The sequence below is a fragment of the Goodfellowiella coeruleoviolacea genome (assembly GCF_024171785.1).
Lineage (GTDB): Bacteria > Actinomycetota > Actinomycetes > Mycobacteriales > Pseudonocardiaceae > Goodfellowiella > Goodfellowiella coeruleoviolacea.
Genome location: NZ_JAMTCK010000003.1, coordinates 153298 through 168724, shown reverse-complemented (window position 1 = coordinate 168724; position 15427 = coordinate 153298). Strand labels below are relative to the sequence as shown.

Below are 15427 nucleotides of genomic sequence, written 5' to 3'. Positions count from 1 at the left end.
ACGTGCTCGGATACGACGACGTGGTGAACGCCCAGCCGGCGGTGTTCACCGGACTGGCCGACCAGTGGGAGCGGTTGGCCACCACCCTGGCCGGGCACCACGACCAGTGGCGGTCCCAGGTGGACGCCGGCCTGCCCCCGGACGCGTGGACCGGGCAGGCCAGCGCCGCCGCCCGCACCCACATCAGCCAGCTCACCCAGGGCCTGGCCGGGCACGAGCAACCGCTGCGCCAGGTGTCGGCCACCCTGCGCCAGGCCGCCCAGGACGTGGCCGGCGCGCAGGCCCGGCTCACCCAGGCCCGCCAGCAGGCGGGCGCGCTGGGCCTGGTGGTGGGCCCCGGCGGCGCGGTGACCATCGACCCCACCCGGATCACCGGCAACACCGCCGACCTGCCGGTGGTGATGGCCTCGGCCGAACTGCTCAGCCGGGAGATCACCGGCGCGGTCCGGTCGGCCAACGACGCCGACCAGCGCGCCGCCGCCGCACTGGACGCGCTGGCACCCACCGGCGGCGGCCCGGCCAGCGCCCGCGACACCGCCGCCACGCACCCCGCCTCGACCGCACCGGCCGCGGCCGGCCTCGGCCGCACCGCCGCGCAGGTGGCCAGGAACGCCGTCCCGCCGGACGCACCGGCCGGCGCCGACCCGGCCGGGGTCAAGCAGTGGTGGGACGGCCTGCCCCAGGAGCGGAAGAAGGAGTACGCGCAGAAGTTCCCCGGCTACGTCGGCTCGACCGACGGCATTCCCTCGGCCGTCCGGGACTACGCCAACCGCCGCAACCTGGCCACCCTGATCCAGCGGACCAGGCAGGACCTCGACGACCTCAGGAAGAACCAGCCGACACCGTTCTTCGGCGAGCCACCCGCGTCGTTCCAGGCGCGCCAACAGCAGTGGCTGCGGCAGGTCGAGGACCTGGAGACGAAAACCGCCGGGATGGAGCGGTTGCGGCAGAACCTGGGGCCGGCCAACGGCGGGCCCGGGTACGCGGACGGCTTCCCCACCACGGACATCCCGCAGACGGCCGCCGACTTCCGCACGACCAACGCCCCGAAGTTCCTGCTCCAGATCGACACCGCCGGCACCGGCCACATGATCGTGGCCAGCAACAACCCGGACGCCGCGCAGAACGTGGCGACCGTCGTTCCCGGCGTCACCTCCAAACTGGACGAGGGCAACGCCACCTTCTCCATGAACTACTCGGAGAACTTCCTCAAGGCCGCCGCCGCCAAGGGCGCCGGCCCGACAGCGGTCATCTGGTGGGACAACTACGACGCGCCCGACTCGGCGGCCAGCGTCGACGCCGCCACGTCCGGCTCGGCGGAGCAGGGCGCGCCCAAGCTGAACCAGTTCGAGCAGGGGTTGCAGGCCACCCGCAACCCCGGCAGCGACGCCCACAACGTCCTCATCGGACACAGCTACGGGTCGGTGGTGGTGGGCAACGCGGCCCGCGGTGCCGGCGGGGTGCCGTTCGTCGACGACATCGTGGCGATCGGCAGCCCCGGCATGGACGTGGGCAAGGCGGCCGACCTGCACGTGCCACCCGGCGACCCCGCGCGCGACCCGGGCCACCCGCACGTGTGGGCGTCCACCACGCAGTGGGACATGATCAGGACCACGGTCATCGGCCACAACAACAACCCGGACAACCAGGACTTCGGCGCCACCGTGTTCGACAGCGGCCCAGGGCCGGGCAACCCGGTCGAGGCGCACAACTACTACTGGGACCCGAACTCGGCCGCCATGGCCAACATGGGCGCGATCATCGCCGGCGACTACCAGGCGGTCACGCGCCGCACCTGGTAGCGGCCGGTGACCGACGGGACGTGGTCCTGGCGGTCCGCCCCGAGCGGAGGAAACACGATGACCAGTCCGATCCCGCCGGCCACCGGCGACCTGGTGGCCAGGGCGGAGGAGATCCGGGCGAAGATCAGGGCGCTGGCCGGCACGGCCAGCACCCCGGACGGCGCGGTCACGGTGACCGTGGACGCCAGCGGGGCACTGCGCGACATCGAGTTCGGCCACGCCGCCGAGCGCATGCCGCGGCAGGCGCTGGCCGCGGCGGTGCTGGCCACCGCCCGGTTCGCGCACAACAGGGCCACCGAGCAGCTGCCCGCCGTGCTGGCCGCGCTGGCCGGGGAGGACAGCGCGGCCGTGCGGTTCACCCGGCAGCCCGAACCACCGCCGCCCCCGCTCACGCCCCCACCGGCGCAACCCGGGCAGCCGGGGCAGCCGGGGCAGCCAGCACTGCCGGCCTGGCAGGCCGCGGCCCGGTCGGGGCCGCCGGTGCGTCGGGCCCCGGTGCTGGACGCGGCCACCCGCGGCGCCCACGGCAGCAGCCACGACAGCGGAATCCACGACGAGGGCGGCTACGACGACGGCCCGATCCTGCGCCGCCGCCGGTGACCGGACGGCCGCCGGCGCCGGTCAGCCGGCCAGCTCGTCCGGGTGCACCAGGCCGTCCTGGATGGCGCGTTCCAGCAGGGCGGCCTTGGTGCGGGCGGGGCGGCCGGCGTTGGCGTACTTGATGCGCACCCGCTCGATGTAGGTCTCCACGGTCTTCACCGACAGGTGCAGCTTGTGCGCGGCCAGGCGCTTGGAGTCGCTCTCGAACCAGGCGCGCAGGGTTTCCCGCTCGGCGTTGCTCAGCGCGGGCCGGTCCGGGCCGTCGTCCGCGTAGAACGCGCCGGACAGCGCGGGCGGGGTGTAGGGCACGTTCCGGGCCGCCGCCTGGATGGCCGGCACCAGGTGCTGGTGGCCCTCGGCCTTGGTGAGGTAGGTGAACGCGCCGAGCCGGACGCACTCCCGCGCGGTGGGCCCGTCCGCGCGCTGCGAGTACACGACGACCTGCCGGCCGGCGTCCACCAGCCGCGCCAGCTCCCGGAACAGCGGCTGGCGCCCCAGGTGCAGGTCGAACACGACCACGTCCGCGGACGCGCCCGGCTCCGTCCACAAGCGACTGATCTGGTCGCCGGCGTCGACCAGCTCGATCGGCGGATCGGCCTGGCCGCACCAGGCCCGCACCCCGGCGACGATCGCCGGGTGGTCGTCGAGGATCACCGCCGTGATCCGTGATGACTCAGCTCTCACCGGACTGCGCCCGGTGATCCGCGGTCCGCTCGCCATGTCGCCTCCACCCACACCCGGGTTCCGTCAAGGATGGACGTGGTGCGCACCCCGCTGGTTTCGGTCGGTTCGACGCCGCTGACCGCCGGGGTGCCCGGCTGGTCGGCGAGCACGCTGACCGCGACGGTGCGCACGGCGTTCCCCCGCTGATCCACCTCGGTGCTGCCGACCACGGTGACCCGCGCCGCGCCCACGGCCGTGCTCAACACGTGCATGGGCGCGTCGGTCAGCGCCCGCCGCACCTCGCGCGGCAGCTCCGGCCAGCCGCCCTGCACGATCAGGTTGACCAGGACTCCCCTGCGCTCCGCCACGGCCACGCACGCGCGCAGCTCGTTGAGCAGCCTGTCGCCGATGTCGTCGCTCTCCGCGAACAGCCGGCGCATCCGGGCGGCCTCGATCGCGCACCGCCGGACCACGGTCTCGTCGGCCGGGTCGAGCGTGCCGTCGGCCAGGCCGGCCAGCAGCGGGCGGGCCGTGTCCGCGATCTCGTGGTAGCGGCGCCGCCGGTCCAGGTGCACCTGCCTGGCCACCTCCCGCCGGGTGCGGGCCCGCTCGGCGGTGGCCGCGTCCGAGGCGGCCGCACCGGCGATCCGGCGCAGCGCGCCGGCCGCGGTGGCGGTCAGCACCTGGAAGCCGCCGACCGACACGGCGGTGATGCCCAGGCCCACCAGTGCCGGCCGGTCGGCGGGGCCGAGCAGCACGACCGGCACGGCGGTCACCGCGAGGCAACCGGCCACGAACGCCACCACCGACACCAGCGGCCGGTCGAACAGCACCAGCACGCCGAACCAGCCGATCGCGCTGAAGAACCAGTTGTCGATGGTGAACACCGCGCCGGGCGGCAGCAGCAGGGTGAACCCCAGGTACGCGGCGAGCAGGGTGAGCAGCACCGGCCAGCGCCACCGGCCCCAGGACCGGTCGCGCGCCACCAGCACGGCGTCCGCGACCAGGGCCGCCACCAGCAGCAGGTACCCGCCGAGCTGGACGGCCGGCCCCGGCTGGGCGCTCACCCGGGCCAGCAGGTTGGGCAGCACCAGGAAGAACAGGATGACGGCCACCACGGTGAGCACCGCGATCCGCAGGCTGCGCAGGAAGCTGACGGTGAACCGCGCGAGGTGGTCACTCATGCCGTCTCCCCTGGCCACGCCAGCCGCACGGTCGTGCCGCGACCGGGCGCGGAGGTCAGTTCGGCGCGCCCGCCCACGCCGGCCATCCGCGCCCGGATGGACCGGGACACGCCGTAGTGGCCGGCCGACACCTCGTCCGGGGTGAATCCCCGCCCCTGGTCGGCCACCTCGACCACCACCCGGCCGGCCACCACGCCGGCCGTGACGGTCGCGGTGGACACGCCCGCGTGCCTGCCGACGTTGGTCAGCGCCTCCCCGACCGCGCCGCACAGCGCCGCCGCGACCCGGGCCGGCACGGTCAGCTCGGCCGGCAGCTCCGGGGTGACCGCGACCCGGCTGGCCTGGATCACCTCGCGCAGTCCGGGCACCACGTCCTGGTCCCGGCCGGGCGGGGTGGACCACTCGCCCAGCGAGTCCAGGTCCCGCCGGGCCTGGTCGCGCAGCCAGGTGTCGGCCGGGCCGACCTGGCCCAGCCCCACCATCAGCAGGGTGCTGGCCGCGGTGTCGTGCAGGGTCGCGGCGTGGGCCCGCTCGTCGGCGCGCACCGCCTCGGCAACGGCCTCGGCCCGGCGGGTGGCCTCGGCGCGCGCGGCCAGTTCGTCGGCGCGTTGCCCGCCGCGCCGCACCAGCCGCCACAGCAGCCGGCCCAGCACGGCCTCCACCGGCAACCAGACGACCATCTCCAGTGGACCGGCCAGCCGCTCGGGCGCGGCGAGCAGCACCCCGCCCAGGTAGGCGGCGTCCACCGCGACCACCACCCCGGCACCGCGCCACCCATCGGTGTGCCACTGGCAGGCCACCACGGTGATCGAGGCCAGGGCCAGCACCCAGCCCTGGTTGGTGGCGAGCGCGTCCGCCGGCACGGTCCACCGCTGGGTCAGGCAGGCGCCGGCGACGACCAGCGCGTCGAACGGCACCAGCCAGCCGGGCTGGCGGCCCCTGGCGAGCAGCCAGGTGTAGCCGGCGCTCCAGCACACCACCGCGCCGACCACCGCGACCGCGAGCCACGACCGCGGTGCCACCACGATGCCCAGCGCGCCGGCCAGTGCGGCGATCACGGTGCGGCCGATGCCGGCGTAGCGGAACGCCAGCAGCCACAACCACCGCTGTGCCGCGCCAGTCACGTCGTCCTCCGCGCCCCCCGCGTCGTCACCCGATGCCGCCGGCGAGCTGACCGGCCATCCGCTGGCGGGCTCCGATCATCTTCCGGCGCTGGCGGCCCGGGCAAGCCCCGAACGGCCGCTGCTCGCCGCCCCGGCGCGCGGGTGTGGGCGGGGTGGCGGCCTGTTGGTGGACTAGTCACCTACTCAGGTTGTTTTAGGGCGGAAAAGTACCCACAAAGAGTTCTTGCATCTCGCCAACTTCGACCGACTCGGGTACGACTCAGACGTGTTCAACATCACTCTTGACGCTGCAATGAGGTCAGGTCCCCCATGAAACGCAGCAAGAACACCCTGATCAACTACGGCGCACAGGGCTGCGCCGGCTACCTGTTCACCGCGCTCGGCGCGATCCTGCCCGAGTTGCGCGTGGAACGAGACCTCAGCCGGGTGGAGGTGGCGCTCTACCCGGCCACGTTCGCCATCGGCCTGATCGTCATCGGCCTCGCCGGCGACCGGGTGGCCCGCCTGCTGGGCCGCCGGGCACTGCCCGTCGCCCTCGGCACCCTGGCCACCGGCATGACCATCCTCGCCCTGGCGGTCGACCGGGCGCCCAGCAGCGCGGGCGCCCTGCTGATGGGCCTGGGCGCCGCCGCGATCGTGTACCTGGCCCCGGCCAACCTCCGGGCCGAACACCGCGACCAGGCGGCCGTTCCGATCGGCGAGGCCAACGCCACCAGCAGCACCTCCTCGGTGATCGCCCCACTGGTGATCGGCGCCGCACTGGCCCTCGGCTTCGGCTGGCGGCTCGGGTTCGCCGGCCCACCCGTGGTGGCCGTCAGCGTCCTGCTGATCATGCTGGCCCGCACCAGGGCACCAGCACCGCACCTGGACCAGCAGCCCCCGGCCGCCGCCCGCGCCGTCGGGCGGATGCCCCGGGCGTTCCGCACCTGGTGGACCGACCTGGTGCTGGCCGTCGCCGTGGAGTTCTGCCTGATCTTCTGGGCCGGCGACTACCTGCACAACCAACTGGGCATGGCCACCGACACCGCGGTCACCCTGGCCACGGGATTCGTGCTGGGCATGGCCGTCGCCCGGGTGCTGACCGGCGTGGCCACCCGGCTCATCCCGGACCCGCGCAGCCTGCTCATCAGCATGGCCACCCTGGCGCTGATCGGGTTCGGGCTGTTCTGGCTGGCGCTGTCCGCGGTGGTGGCTGTGGCCGGCCTGGTGCTGGCCGGCCTCGGGGTCGCGCTGCTGTACCCGATCACCCTGGCCCAGGCACTGGCCACCTGGCCGCACCAGACCGCGCGGGCCGCGGCCAGGTGCGCGCTGGCCTCCGGCGTGGCGATCAGCTCGGCCACCCTCGCGCTCGGCGCCCTCGCCGACACGATCAGCCTGCGCACGGCGACCCTGATCGTCCCGGCACTGCTGCTCGTGTTCATCGGCCGCCGGATGCTCAGCCGGGTCCGACCCACCACCCGATCCGACGCCGCCGTGGAACCGGGCAGACCAGCCCCACCCGGCAAACGCCCGGAACCACGGCGGCCCGGCCACCCCGGCCAGCGCCCCGACCGCAAGCTCCCCCGGCCCCGCGGCGAGCGGGCCAACCCCGACCTGACCCAGTCCACCCGGTCCCCCGACCCGCAGATCCCCATCCAGACCAACCGCTCGACCTCGGCCAACAGCGCGGCCACCCCCGGCGCCCCGGTCGGCCCCGGCGGCACGATCAGGTCCGGCGATCCCGCCAGCACCCCCGGCGACGCCGTGTCACGCCCCGAGTAGCACGTCCCGCCGGCTGGCGAAGTGGTCGACGAGCGAGGTGGCCGGCGTGCCGGTCAACCGCTCCACCGCGTGCGTGGTGACGTCGAACCAGCCAGCCCGCCCGGCCCTGGAGAACGCGAAAGCCGACTCCAGGGCCGTCGGCGCGGCGCGCACCTGCTCCGGCAGGCGTGCGCGCAGGGCGGCCTCGGCCTCCGCCTCGGTCCGCGACTGGTGGTGCACGGCCCGGCCGGTGGCCTGGCCCAGCGCCTCGGCGATGCCGGCGACGTCCACCGCCGCCGGTCCGGTGATGTCCAGGTACTGGCCCTGGTGACCGCCCCCGGCCAACACGGCGGCGGCCGCGGCGGCGCAGTCGTCCCTGGTGACGTAGCCGACGTGGCCCTGGTCGACCGCGGGGAGCACGCCCGTGGCCACGGCCTGGGCCAGCGGCATGGTCAGATCGAGCATCTCCGCGTAGATGTTGTTGCGCAGCACGGTGACCGGCACGCCCTCGGCGGCCAGCACCTGCTCGGTCTCCCGGTACTCGTCGAGCAGCGCCATCGGGTTGACGGGATCACCGGCGCGCACCATCGAGTCCGGGTCGTCGAAGTCGGCCGCCCTGGTCCGCACCCCCCAGGTCGGCGGCGCGCGCCGGCGTGCGGGTGACCGCCACCACCCGGGCCGCGTCCACCCGTTCGACAAGATGCCCGATGGTGGCCCTGCCGAGCTGTCCGGACGCGCCGGTCACCGCGATCATCATCTGCTCCCCTGACTGGTACGGGCGATGCCCACCGAACCGCCCGGCGGGACCGTGGCCGACCAGGCGTGCTGCCGGTAATTGCTGGAAAGTCCCGGCCACGCCGAAAGAAGGCACATTCATGTCAGTTGGTGAGGCTGTTGTGCCCAGCTTCGACCTGCCGGTGCCCATCGAGGTGGCGCAGCACCAGGCATGCCCGGTCACCGGCATCCTGCGACGGGTGGGCGACCGGTGGAGCGTGCTGGTCGTGGTGCTCCTGGGCAGGCGCAACCACCGGTTCAACGAACTGCACCGGTCCATCGAGGGGGTCAGCCAGCGCATGCTCACCCTGACCCTGCGCAACCTGGAACGCGACGGGCTGGTCAGCCGCACCGTTCACCCCACCGTGCCCCCCAGCGTGGAGTACGCGCTCACCGACCTCGGCCGCACCCTGCTGGTCCCCCTGTCCGCACTGGCCGAATGGGCCGCCGACCACGGCGACGACGTGACCACCGCCCAGGCGCGCTACGACCTGGCCAGCACCCCTGACCAGCCCCGAGAACGCCGACGGCCCCGGAAGTTCGAGCCTTGTTGCGATCCCCTGCGGGGCCGATGAGAGCTGGCCACGGTCCACCAGCGCACTGACCGCATCGAGCAGTACCCGTTGCGATCCCCTGCGGGGCCGATGAGAGCTGGCCACACGTGCATGACGGCGTGCATGGGCGCCACGGGCCGTTGCGATCCCCTGCGGGGCCGATGAGAGCTGGCCACCGATGCCCCAAGCTCCGTACGAGCGAATCACCAAGGTTGCGATCCCCTGCGGGGCCGATGAGAGCTGGCCACCCTGGTTGGCCAGGGACAACCATTCCACCACCACAGCGCACCCGCCACGAAATCCCAGTGGGCGAGACGACACGCCGTATTCGACTTCGGAACCTCCCGGCGTGTCGCCCGACGCTCGGGGTTCCGAAGTCAGGCATAGCCGTGATGGCCCAGGAAGGAAACCTCACCACCCGGCGCGTCCGTTTGGCACCAACCCTCGGAGTGTCCGGACTACCACTGCCATGTCACTCACCAGCACATCCGCCGAGCCAGCGTTTCCAGCTTCGTCCGACTGGTCAAATCTGGCATGATCAGTAAAGAAACCTGCTGGTCAGAAAGTGTGGTCCCCGCACACGCGGAGGTGGTCCGGCAACAGGCGCGCGGTCTACGGCCTGCGCATCGTGGTCCCCGCACACGCGGGGGTGGTCCTTTCGACATCTGTTGTTAGCGGTACCCCGCAGAGTGGTCCCCGCACACGCGGGGGTGGTCCGTGCGACCAAGACGCCGGCGAGGCGGCGCATCAGTGGTCCCCGCACACGCGGGGGTGGTCCCCCCCCCGCCTCCAGGTCGATGGTGCCGCCGCCGGTGGCCCCCGCACACGCGGGGGTGGTCCCGGCCGTTCCTGCGCACCGCTGGGGTGCTGGTCGTGGTCCCCGCACACGCGGGGGTGGTCCCCTCCCTGCCGTCCGCCCACGGGCCGTCTACGGGTGGTCCCCGCACACGCGGGGGTGGTCCCAGCTGCACAACCTCGCCCACGGGGGCCCCTCGTGGTCCCCGCACACGCGGGGGTGGGCCCAGGGCTGGCGCGACCAGCGTGCCGAGGTGATGGTGGTCCCCGCACACGCGGGGGTGGCCCCGTCAGGCTGAGGTGTTTCGGACGAGGGTGACGACGGGGAGTCTGGCGCTCTCGTCCCCGCTAGCGTGGTCAACTGAGACCCACCAATGACAGAGGCCCCGGACGTTGCTGCTGTCCGGGGCCTCTGCCCTGCGGAGGATGCGGGATTTGAACCCGCGAGGGGCTATCAACCCCAACACGATTTCCAATCGTGCGCACTAGGCCACTATGCGAATCCTCCGCCGAAGAGGGTACCGGATGGATCGCTGACCAGCCAAAACGGCTGGTAGGTGGGGGTGCGCGCGGGGTGGCGGGAGCTTGCACAACGCTCACCAGTGATCGTCAAGCGCTCAGCATGGCGTGCGCGTGCCGGTGCAGCGGCGCGACGCAGGTCCGCCCACCACTGGTCGGGCAGGTCGATCCCGGTCCGCAACAACTCATCCGACGAGCAGGGGTGGCCCGGCATCCGAGTCATCAACTCGGCACGCTGCTGCCGTCAGTCCGCCCACTCGAACACCCCCAGCGCGCGGGGCTTGGCGATGTCGGTGACAGCATCCGCGTCGGCGTTCCCGGTCCAGAAGTCCTCGTCGGCACAGCCGAGCCCCTCGGACATCACCCGAAGCCAGTACCGTTCCTCACCCCTGGTCACTGGCGCACCGATCGAGCGGTCAAGCCAACCGAACATCGGCCCGCCGGTGATCGTCGCCCTGAAGTGAGCAGCGACCCGGTCGAGATTGCCCCGCATCCACTCCCGGAACCCTGGTGTCCCTGGTCATCACAACCTCGCCAGTCCTCGGTGAGCTACCGCAGTGCTGAGGTGGCTCGTCGGCGTCGGCGAGCCGTGCGTCGAGTGTGGCCGCGACCTCGGCCAGGCGCGCACCGGGCGGTGGGTCGGCCCGGCCGATCCCGGCCGAGATCGAACATCAGTTCGAGTTATCCACAGGTTGTTCCCCAGGTGTGGAGAACCGTGGCGGGTTGGCCGGTCAGCGACGGCGGCGGAGCACCAGCGCCATGAAGAAGAAGATCACGAACACCAGCGCGAGAAAGCCCAGCGCCGCGGAACCGAGCCCGAGGAACATGAACGTGGTGTCACTGGCTTCCGGCACCTGGACCGCCTCGGAGTTGGCGTCCGCCTGCCTGGCGACGTCGTCGAGGTGGTTGATGTAGTTGACGATCCAGACGATCCCGCCGACGCACGCCGCCGAGAGCACCGGGTAGGCCCACACCAGGCGCACCCAACCACCAGGGCCCTCCGGCCGGAACGCCGAGGCGCAGCAGTTGTGCAGCTCGCGGACGAACAGGTCGGGGCGGTCGGTGAACCCGTCCACCCGGATCTTGGCGCCGTCGGACAGACCGATCCAGGCGCGGTAGTTCAGCCCGAAGTACTTGGCCAGCGGAGCGGTGGCCGGGCGTTCCCTGACCTCGACGTAGGCGACCTGGTCCCAGCCCCAGGAGCGGGTCCGCTTGGCCGAGCCGTGCACCAGCCCGTCCGCCCGCACCTCCAGGTACTCGCCGGAGCCGCCCCGGATCGCCTTGCCCACCTGCACCAGGCCGAGGGCCAGGCTGACGACGGCGAGTCCGATGACAAAGCCGGTGGTCCGTCCCGACCCGGCCCCCAGCAGGAGCACGCCGCCGATGGCCAGGAGCACCCCGATCGCCAGCACCACGGCGGCGGTCCGCCACCGGCGGTCGTTGGCCACCTGGTGTCTGCTGATCACCGAGCCGAGTTCGGTGACGGTATCCCCAGTGTTCACCCCACACCCCCATGATCCAGGTCACACGGAGCTTATGGGGTGGAGGCTGGGCGAATCCACAGTCAATTCGTCCGGAGTGTCGCCTTCCGCCGGTCGCGCCACCGGCGGAAGGTCCACCCCCAGTTAGTCCACTGTGGACTCAGGCGTCGCGCCAGGCCAGCAGGTTGTCGAAGACGTCACGGGTGAGCTTGGGGCCGCTGTTGCTGTCCGAGCCGCCGTAGGCGTGCACGGCCAGCAGGCAGTGCGGGGAGCACTCCGCGCCCGCGACCGAGCCGTGGACCGGGGAACCGCTCTGGCCGCCGGTGGAGTCGGCGGTGTAGGCCAGCGAGCGGCCGTTGTCGGACACCACCTGTCCCCGGCTGGTCCACTGGGTGGCGCTGGGCTTGTCCTGCGGGTAGCCGTTCATGGTGACCTCGGCGCCGGTCAGCGACTCGGGGCCGTAGTGCAGCCCGTACCAGCCGGTGGCCACGCCGACCGCGCAGTCCAGCCGCAGCGCGCCGTAGTCGTGCTCGGCGGCGGCGTCGCGCACCCAGGCGGCCGGCACGAACGCGGCCGTCACGTCGCAGGAGCCGAACGGCGACTCGGCGCCGGCGCGCGCCGGGTAGGCGCGGAACCCGCTGCGCCAGGCGCCGGTGGCGCCGCCGGTGTGCAGGCAGTGCGCGGCGGTGCCGACCATGTTCGGCGCGTACATCCACCCGGTGCACCAGATGCCCTGGTAGGTGAAGTACACCGTGGCCCTGGCCGGGAACTGGGTGGTGTCGGTGACCTGGACGCGGTCGTCCGGGCCGATCACCGAGAAGGGGGTCATGGCCGGCGGTTCGGCGGCGCGGGGAGCCGGGCCGAGCCCACCGACCGCCTGTCTCAACCCGGACACCACCTCGGACAGCGCGCCGGTGCCCACGTTGTACGGGGTGCCGCCGCTCTCGGCCGTGGACTGGGTGGCCACGCCGCTCCGGCCGTCGTTGGCCACCCAGCCGTCCGGTTCGTCGGCGGTGGTGGCGGGCGCCGCGGCGGCTGGTGGGGCCAGTGCCGCGGTCACCGCCCCGAGGGTCAGTGCGGCGGATAACAGGGTGGACAGGGCACTGCGAAAACTACGAGCCACCGATGGGCCTCCGTCAGGTGATGACAAGGGAGAACTCGTGCCACGAGCCGGGGAGGACACCGGATGGCCGAGAATTAGGCGAATGGTAAGCGGTGACCCGGTGCGGCCAGAAGAACTTTGCCCAAATCCGCACGACCCGTTTCCGACGTGCCGCAAATGGTTACGAGAAGTGACGTGCACCGGGTTCGCGACAGCACGTCGCCGCGGTTCGGCCGGTCGGCCCAGGAGTCGACGGACGCGCTGCGCACTGGGCCGAACGGGGGCACGCGGTGCCACCGGTCGGGCCCGGCGGAAACCGGGTGAATCGGATTCGAGAGATTCGAGAAAAGGGACGGGCCGGCGGAGAAAAGGGGAAATGGTCTCGGGCTAATCAGTGCCGCACCGCCGTGTTGCCCGGGATGGCGCACGCCAGGTGGTGGTGGTCTGCCGCGATGACCGGCGGGGCCATCGCGAATTGCGCGCTCCGGCTCCTGTTCGGGCCGGCGAACCCGCCATTGCTCCGCGCCCACTCGCCGCGCCCGCGCGCACCGCCGGGCCGGACGCGCCAGGGCCCCGGTGCGGGTGGGGTCGCGGGGCGGTCGGCGGGTCACTCCGTCGGGTCAGTTACACTGGAGCCGGACCCCGCGCGGCGTCCATCTCGTGAACCTCCCCAGGGCCGGAAGGCAGCAAGGATAAGCGAGCTCTGACGGGTGCGCGGGGTCCCCTTTTGTTGTCGGACCCAGCAGGTAGGGTCGCATCCGTGGCGCTCGCCCTTTACCGAAAGTACCGACCGGCTTCGTTTGCCGAGGTCGTGGGGCAGGAGCACGTCACCGAGCCCCTGCGCACCGCGCTGGCCGCCGGTCGGGTCAACCACGCCTACCTGTTCTCCGGGCCGCGCGGCTGCGGCAAGACGTCCAGCGCCCGGATCCTGGCCCGCTCGCTGAACTGCGCCAAGGGCCCCACGCCCGACCCCTGCGGGGAGTGCAACTCCTGCCAGGGGCTGGCCCCCGAGGGCACCGGCAGCGTGGACGTGGTCGAGCTGGACGCGGCCAGCCACGGTGGTGTTGACGACGCCCGCGAGCTGCGCGACAAGGCGTTCTACGCGCCGGCCGAGTCCCGCTACCGGGTGTTCATCATCGACGAGGCGCACATGGTCACCACGCAGGGCTTCAACGCCCTGCTGAAGATCGTGGAGGAGCCGCCGGAACACCTGATCTTCATCTTCGCCACCACCGAGCCGGACAAGGTGCTGCCGACCATCCGGTCGCGCACCCACCACTACCCGTTCCGGCTGATCCCGCCCGGCGCCATGCGCGGGTTGCTGGAGCGCAACTGCGCCGCCGAGGGCGTGACCGTGGACCCGGCGGTGTTCCCGCTGGTCATCCGGGCCGGCGGCGGGTCGGCCCGGGACACCCAGTCGGTGATGGACCAGCTGCTGTCCGGGGCCGGGCCCGAGGGCGTCACCTACGAGCGGGCCATGGCGCTGCTCGGGGTCACGGACAACGCCCTGATCAACGACATGGTGGACGGACTGGGCGCCGGCGACGGCGCCGCCGTGTACTCCACGATCGACCGGCTGGTCGAGGCCGGCCACGACCCGCGCCGGTTCGCCGCCGACCTGCTCGACCGGCTGCGCGACCTGGTGCTGCTCAAGGCCGTGCCGGACGCGCCCCAGCGCGGGCTGGTGTCCGCGCCCGAGGACGAGCTGACCAAGATGGTCGCCCAGGCCGAGCAGATCGGGGCGGGCACGCTGTCCCGCTACGCCGAGATCGTGCACACCGGCCTGACCGAGATGCGCGGGGCCACGGCGGCCCGGCTGGTGCTGGAGCTGATGTGCGCGCGGATGCTGCTGCCCTCGGCCTCGGACACCGAGTCGGCCGTGTTGCAGCGGGTCGAACAGCTGGAGCGCCGGGCCGTGGCCGTGCAGGCGGGTGCCGCCCCGGCGGGCATGGCACCGGCGGGCGTGGCACCGGTGGGCGCGGTGGGGACCGCGGCCCCGGCAGGTGGCCCCGCCCCGGCTGAGGCGGCTGTTCCCGCTGGTCGGCCCGTGTTCCAGCGCCCGTCCCAGCGAGCCGCCCAGGCCCCCCAGACTCCCCAGGCCGCCCAGACCGTCCCAGCGGCGCAGCCCGCCCAGGCCGCGTCCGCTGCCGCTCCAGCCCCGGGTGCCCAGGCGCCGAGTGCCCAGCCGACGGCAGGCGCGCCGGCCGGGCACCGGGTGGCCCAGCCGGCGGCGGAACCGCCCAGGCAGGCGCCCCGCCCCTCGGCCGCGCCAGCCGCCGCTCCGGTCGCCGCCGCCCCCGGGGCGGCCGGCCAGGCGGGTCCCGGGGTGGTGGACGCCGCGGGCATCCGGCGGATGTGGTCCAGCCTGCTGGCCGCGGTGCGCACCCGCAGCCGCAGCCTGGAGGCGATGCTCACCAACGCCACCGTGCACGAGGTCACCGAGGACACCGTGGTGCTGGCCCACCCGGCCGCGGCACTGGCCCGCCGGCTGTCCGACGCGCGCAACCTGGACACGATCGCCCAGGCCGTGCGGGACGTGCTGGGCGGTGAGTGGCAGGTGCGCTGCGTGCACGCGGAGCGGGGGGCGGCGCCGAGCCCGGCCGCCAGCCAGCCCCGGCAGCGGCCCGCCGCGCCGACCCGACCCAGCCAGCAGGCCCCGCAGGCCGACCGGCCCGCCCAGCCGCCCACGGCGGCCGGCCCCGGTCAGCAGCCAGCCCACCAGCACCAATCCCAGCAGCGGACAGCGGCCCAGGTGGCCGGTGGGCCGGGCCGCCGCTCGTTCGCCGGGCCGGACATCCCGCCGCCGGACGAGCCGCTCGACCCGGACGAGCCCCTGCCGCCGGAGCCCGACGACGAGGAGGAGCTGCTCGCCGAGGCGTCCCGGCCGGCGGACCCCAGCCGGCAGGTGGTGACCCGCGACCCCGAGGAAGTGATGTTGCAGCTGCTGGCCGACGAGTTGGGGGCGCGTCCGCTCAACCAGAGGTGAGTGCCGGCCAGCCCGGCGGCACGCGCCCGGCCACCCGGTGAGGCGTCGGCCGCCCGCGACATACCCGCGCGTCACGGCGTGTCCGATCGACGTGGCTACGCTG

At 73.4% G+C, this 15427-nt stretch carries 12 protein-coding genes, 1 tRNA gene, 1 other RNA gene and 1 CRISPR repeat array; of the genes, 6 read left to right on the top strand and 8 right to left on the bottom strand.

The features are described from left to right. Positions 1-2 precede the first annotated feature (2 nt). Together LX83_RS38340 and LX83_RS06780 are read left to right on the top strand one after the other, a co-directional pair. Positions 3-1802 (top strand): alpha/beta hydrolase, encoded by a 1800-nt coding sequence (locus LX83_RS38340; RefSeq protein WP_253768225.1) that lies wholly within the window; start codon positions 3-5, stop codon positions 1800-1802. A gap of 57 nt (positions 1803-1859) precedes the next feature. After that, positions 1860-2402 (top strand): YbaB/EbfC family nucleoid-associated protein, encoded by a 543-nt coding sequence (locus LX83_RS06780; protein ID WP_253768223.1) that lies wholly within the window; start codon positions 1860-1862, stop codon positions 2400-2402. Positions 2403-2423: 21 nt separating this feature from the next. Here the strand turns inward: LX83_RS06780 and LX83_RS06775 are convergent, their stop codons facing one another. Genes LX83_RS06775 through LX83_RS06765 form a run of 3 tightly spaced genes read right to left on the bottom strand, consistent with a single transcriptional unit; the run spans position 2424 to position 5373 of the window. Next, positions 2424-3056, bottom strand: a complete 633-nt coding sequence (locus LX83_RS06775) for a response regulator (protein WP_308203924.1) — start codon at positions 3054-3056, stop codon at positions 2424-2426. Positions 3057-3082: 26 nt separating this feature from the next. Further along, on the bottom strand, positions 3083-4249 hold the full coding sequence (locus tag LX83_RS06770; protein WP_253768221.1) for a hypothetical protein: 1167 nt from the start codon (positions 4247-4249) through the stop codon (positions 3083-3085). Next, positions 4246-5373 carry a sensor histidine kinase gene (locus LX83_RS06765; RefSeq protein ID WP_253768219.1) on the bottom strand — a complete coding sequence of 376 codons (1128 nt, stop codon included), beginning with the start codon at positions 5371-5373 and terminating at the stop codon, positions 4246-4248. Before LX83_RS06765 ends, LX83_RS06770 begins: the two co-directional genes overlap by 4 nt. 309 nt (positions 5374-5682) lie before the next feature. On the opposite strand from LX83_RS06765, the gene LX83_RS06760 reads away from it, so the two are divergent. Next, complete coding sequence (locus tag LX83_RS06760; protein ID WP_253768217.1) at positions 5683-7134, top strand: MFS transporter; 1452 nt, start codon at positions 5683-5685, stop codon at positions 7132-7134. On the opposite strand, the gene LX83_RS06755 is transcribed toward LX83_RS06760, so the two are convergent. Together LX83_RS06755 and LX83_RS06750 are read right to left on the bottom strand one after the other, a co-directional pair. After that, a complete protein-coding gene (locus LX83_RS06755; RefSeq protein WP_253768215.1) occupies positions 7120-7740 on the bottom strand; it encodes a Rossmann-fold NAD(P)-binding domain-containing protein in 621 nt (206 codons plus the stop codon). The genes LX83_RS06760 and LX83_RS06755 overlap by 15 nt on opposite strands. Then, complete coding sequence (locus LX83_RS06750) at positions 7685-7867, bottom strand: hypothetical protein (protein ID WP_253768213.1); 183 nt, start codon at positions 7865-7867, stop codon at positions 7685-7687. The genes LX83_RS06755 and LX83_RS06750 overlap by 56 nt, the downstream gene beginning before the upstream one ends. Before the next feature lie 121 nt (positions 7868-7988). Between LX83_RS06750 and LX83_RS38635 the strand changes: the two genes are divergently transcribed. Next, the gene (locus LX83_RS38635; RefSeq protein ID WP_407649496.1) at positions 7989-8462 is read left to right on the top strand and encodes a winged helix-turn-helix transcriptional regulator; all 474 of its coding nucleotides are present in this window, start codon (positions 7989-7991) and stop codon (positions 8460-8462) included. Positions 8463-9008: 546 nt separating this feature from the next. Continuing rightward, positions 9009-9521: direct repeats of the CRISPR family, unit length 25 nt; unit sequence GTGGTCCCCGCACACGCGGGGGTGG. Positions 9522-9656: 135 nt separating this feature from the next. On the opposite strand, the gene LX83_RS06740 is transcribed toward LX83_RS38635, so the two are convergent. From LX83_RS06740 to LX83_RS06730, 3 genes are all read right to left on the bottom strand, one after another. Further along, a tRNA-Ser gene (locus tag LX83_RS06740) sits at positions 9657-9744 on the bottom strand. Between the two features lie 742 nt (positions 9745-10486). After that, complete coding sequence (locus LX83_RS06735) at positions 10487-11257, bottom strand: hypothetical protein (protein WP_253768211.1); 771 nt, start codon at positions 11255-11257, stop codon at positions 10487-10489. Positions 11258-11396: 139 nt separating this feature from the next. Then, on the bottom strand, positions 11397-12359 hold the full coding sequence (locus LX83_RS06730; RefSeq protein ID WP_253768209.1) for a trypsin-like serine peptidase: 963 nt from the start codon (positions 12357-12359) through the stop codon (positions 11397-11399). A 613-nt stretch (positions 12360-12972) separates the two neighbouring features. Here LX83_RS06730 and ffs point away from each other — a divergent pair. Continuing rightward, positions 12973-13067: signal recognition particle sRNA small type (gene ffs / locus LX83_RS06725), an RNA gene on the top strand. Between the two features lie 31 nt (positions 13068-13098). Beyond that, entirely contained in the window at positions 13099-15324 is a 2226-nt protein-coding gene (locus LX83_RS06720) for a DNA polymerase III subunit gamma and tau (RefSeq protein ID WP_253768207.1), read from the top strand. The last annotated feature ends 103 nt before the right edge of the window (positions 15325-15427 follow it).

Bases quoted from the DNA above. Each gene is read 5' to 3' on its own strand.
- LX83_RS06770 (WP_253768221.1), bottom strand. From the start codon at position 4,249: ATGAGTGACCACCTCGCGCGGTTCACCGTCAGCTTCCTGCGCAGCCTG.
- LX83_RS06760 (WP_253768217.1), top strand. From the start codon at position 5,683: ATGAAACGCAGCAAGAACACCCTGATCAACTACGGCGCACAGGGCTGC.
- LX83_RS06780 (WP_253768223.1), top strand. From the start codon at position 1,860: ATGACCAGTCCGATCCCGCCGGCCACCGGCGACCTGGTGGCCAGGGCG.
- LX83_RS38635 (WP_407649496.1), top strand. From the start codon at position 7,989: ATGTCAGTTGGTGAGGCTGTTGTGCCCAGCTTCGACCTGCCGGTGCCC.
- LX83_RS06750 (WP_253768213.1), bottom strand. From the start codon at position 7,867: ATGATCGCGGTGACCGGCGCGTCCGGACAGCTCGGCAGGGCCACCATC.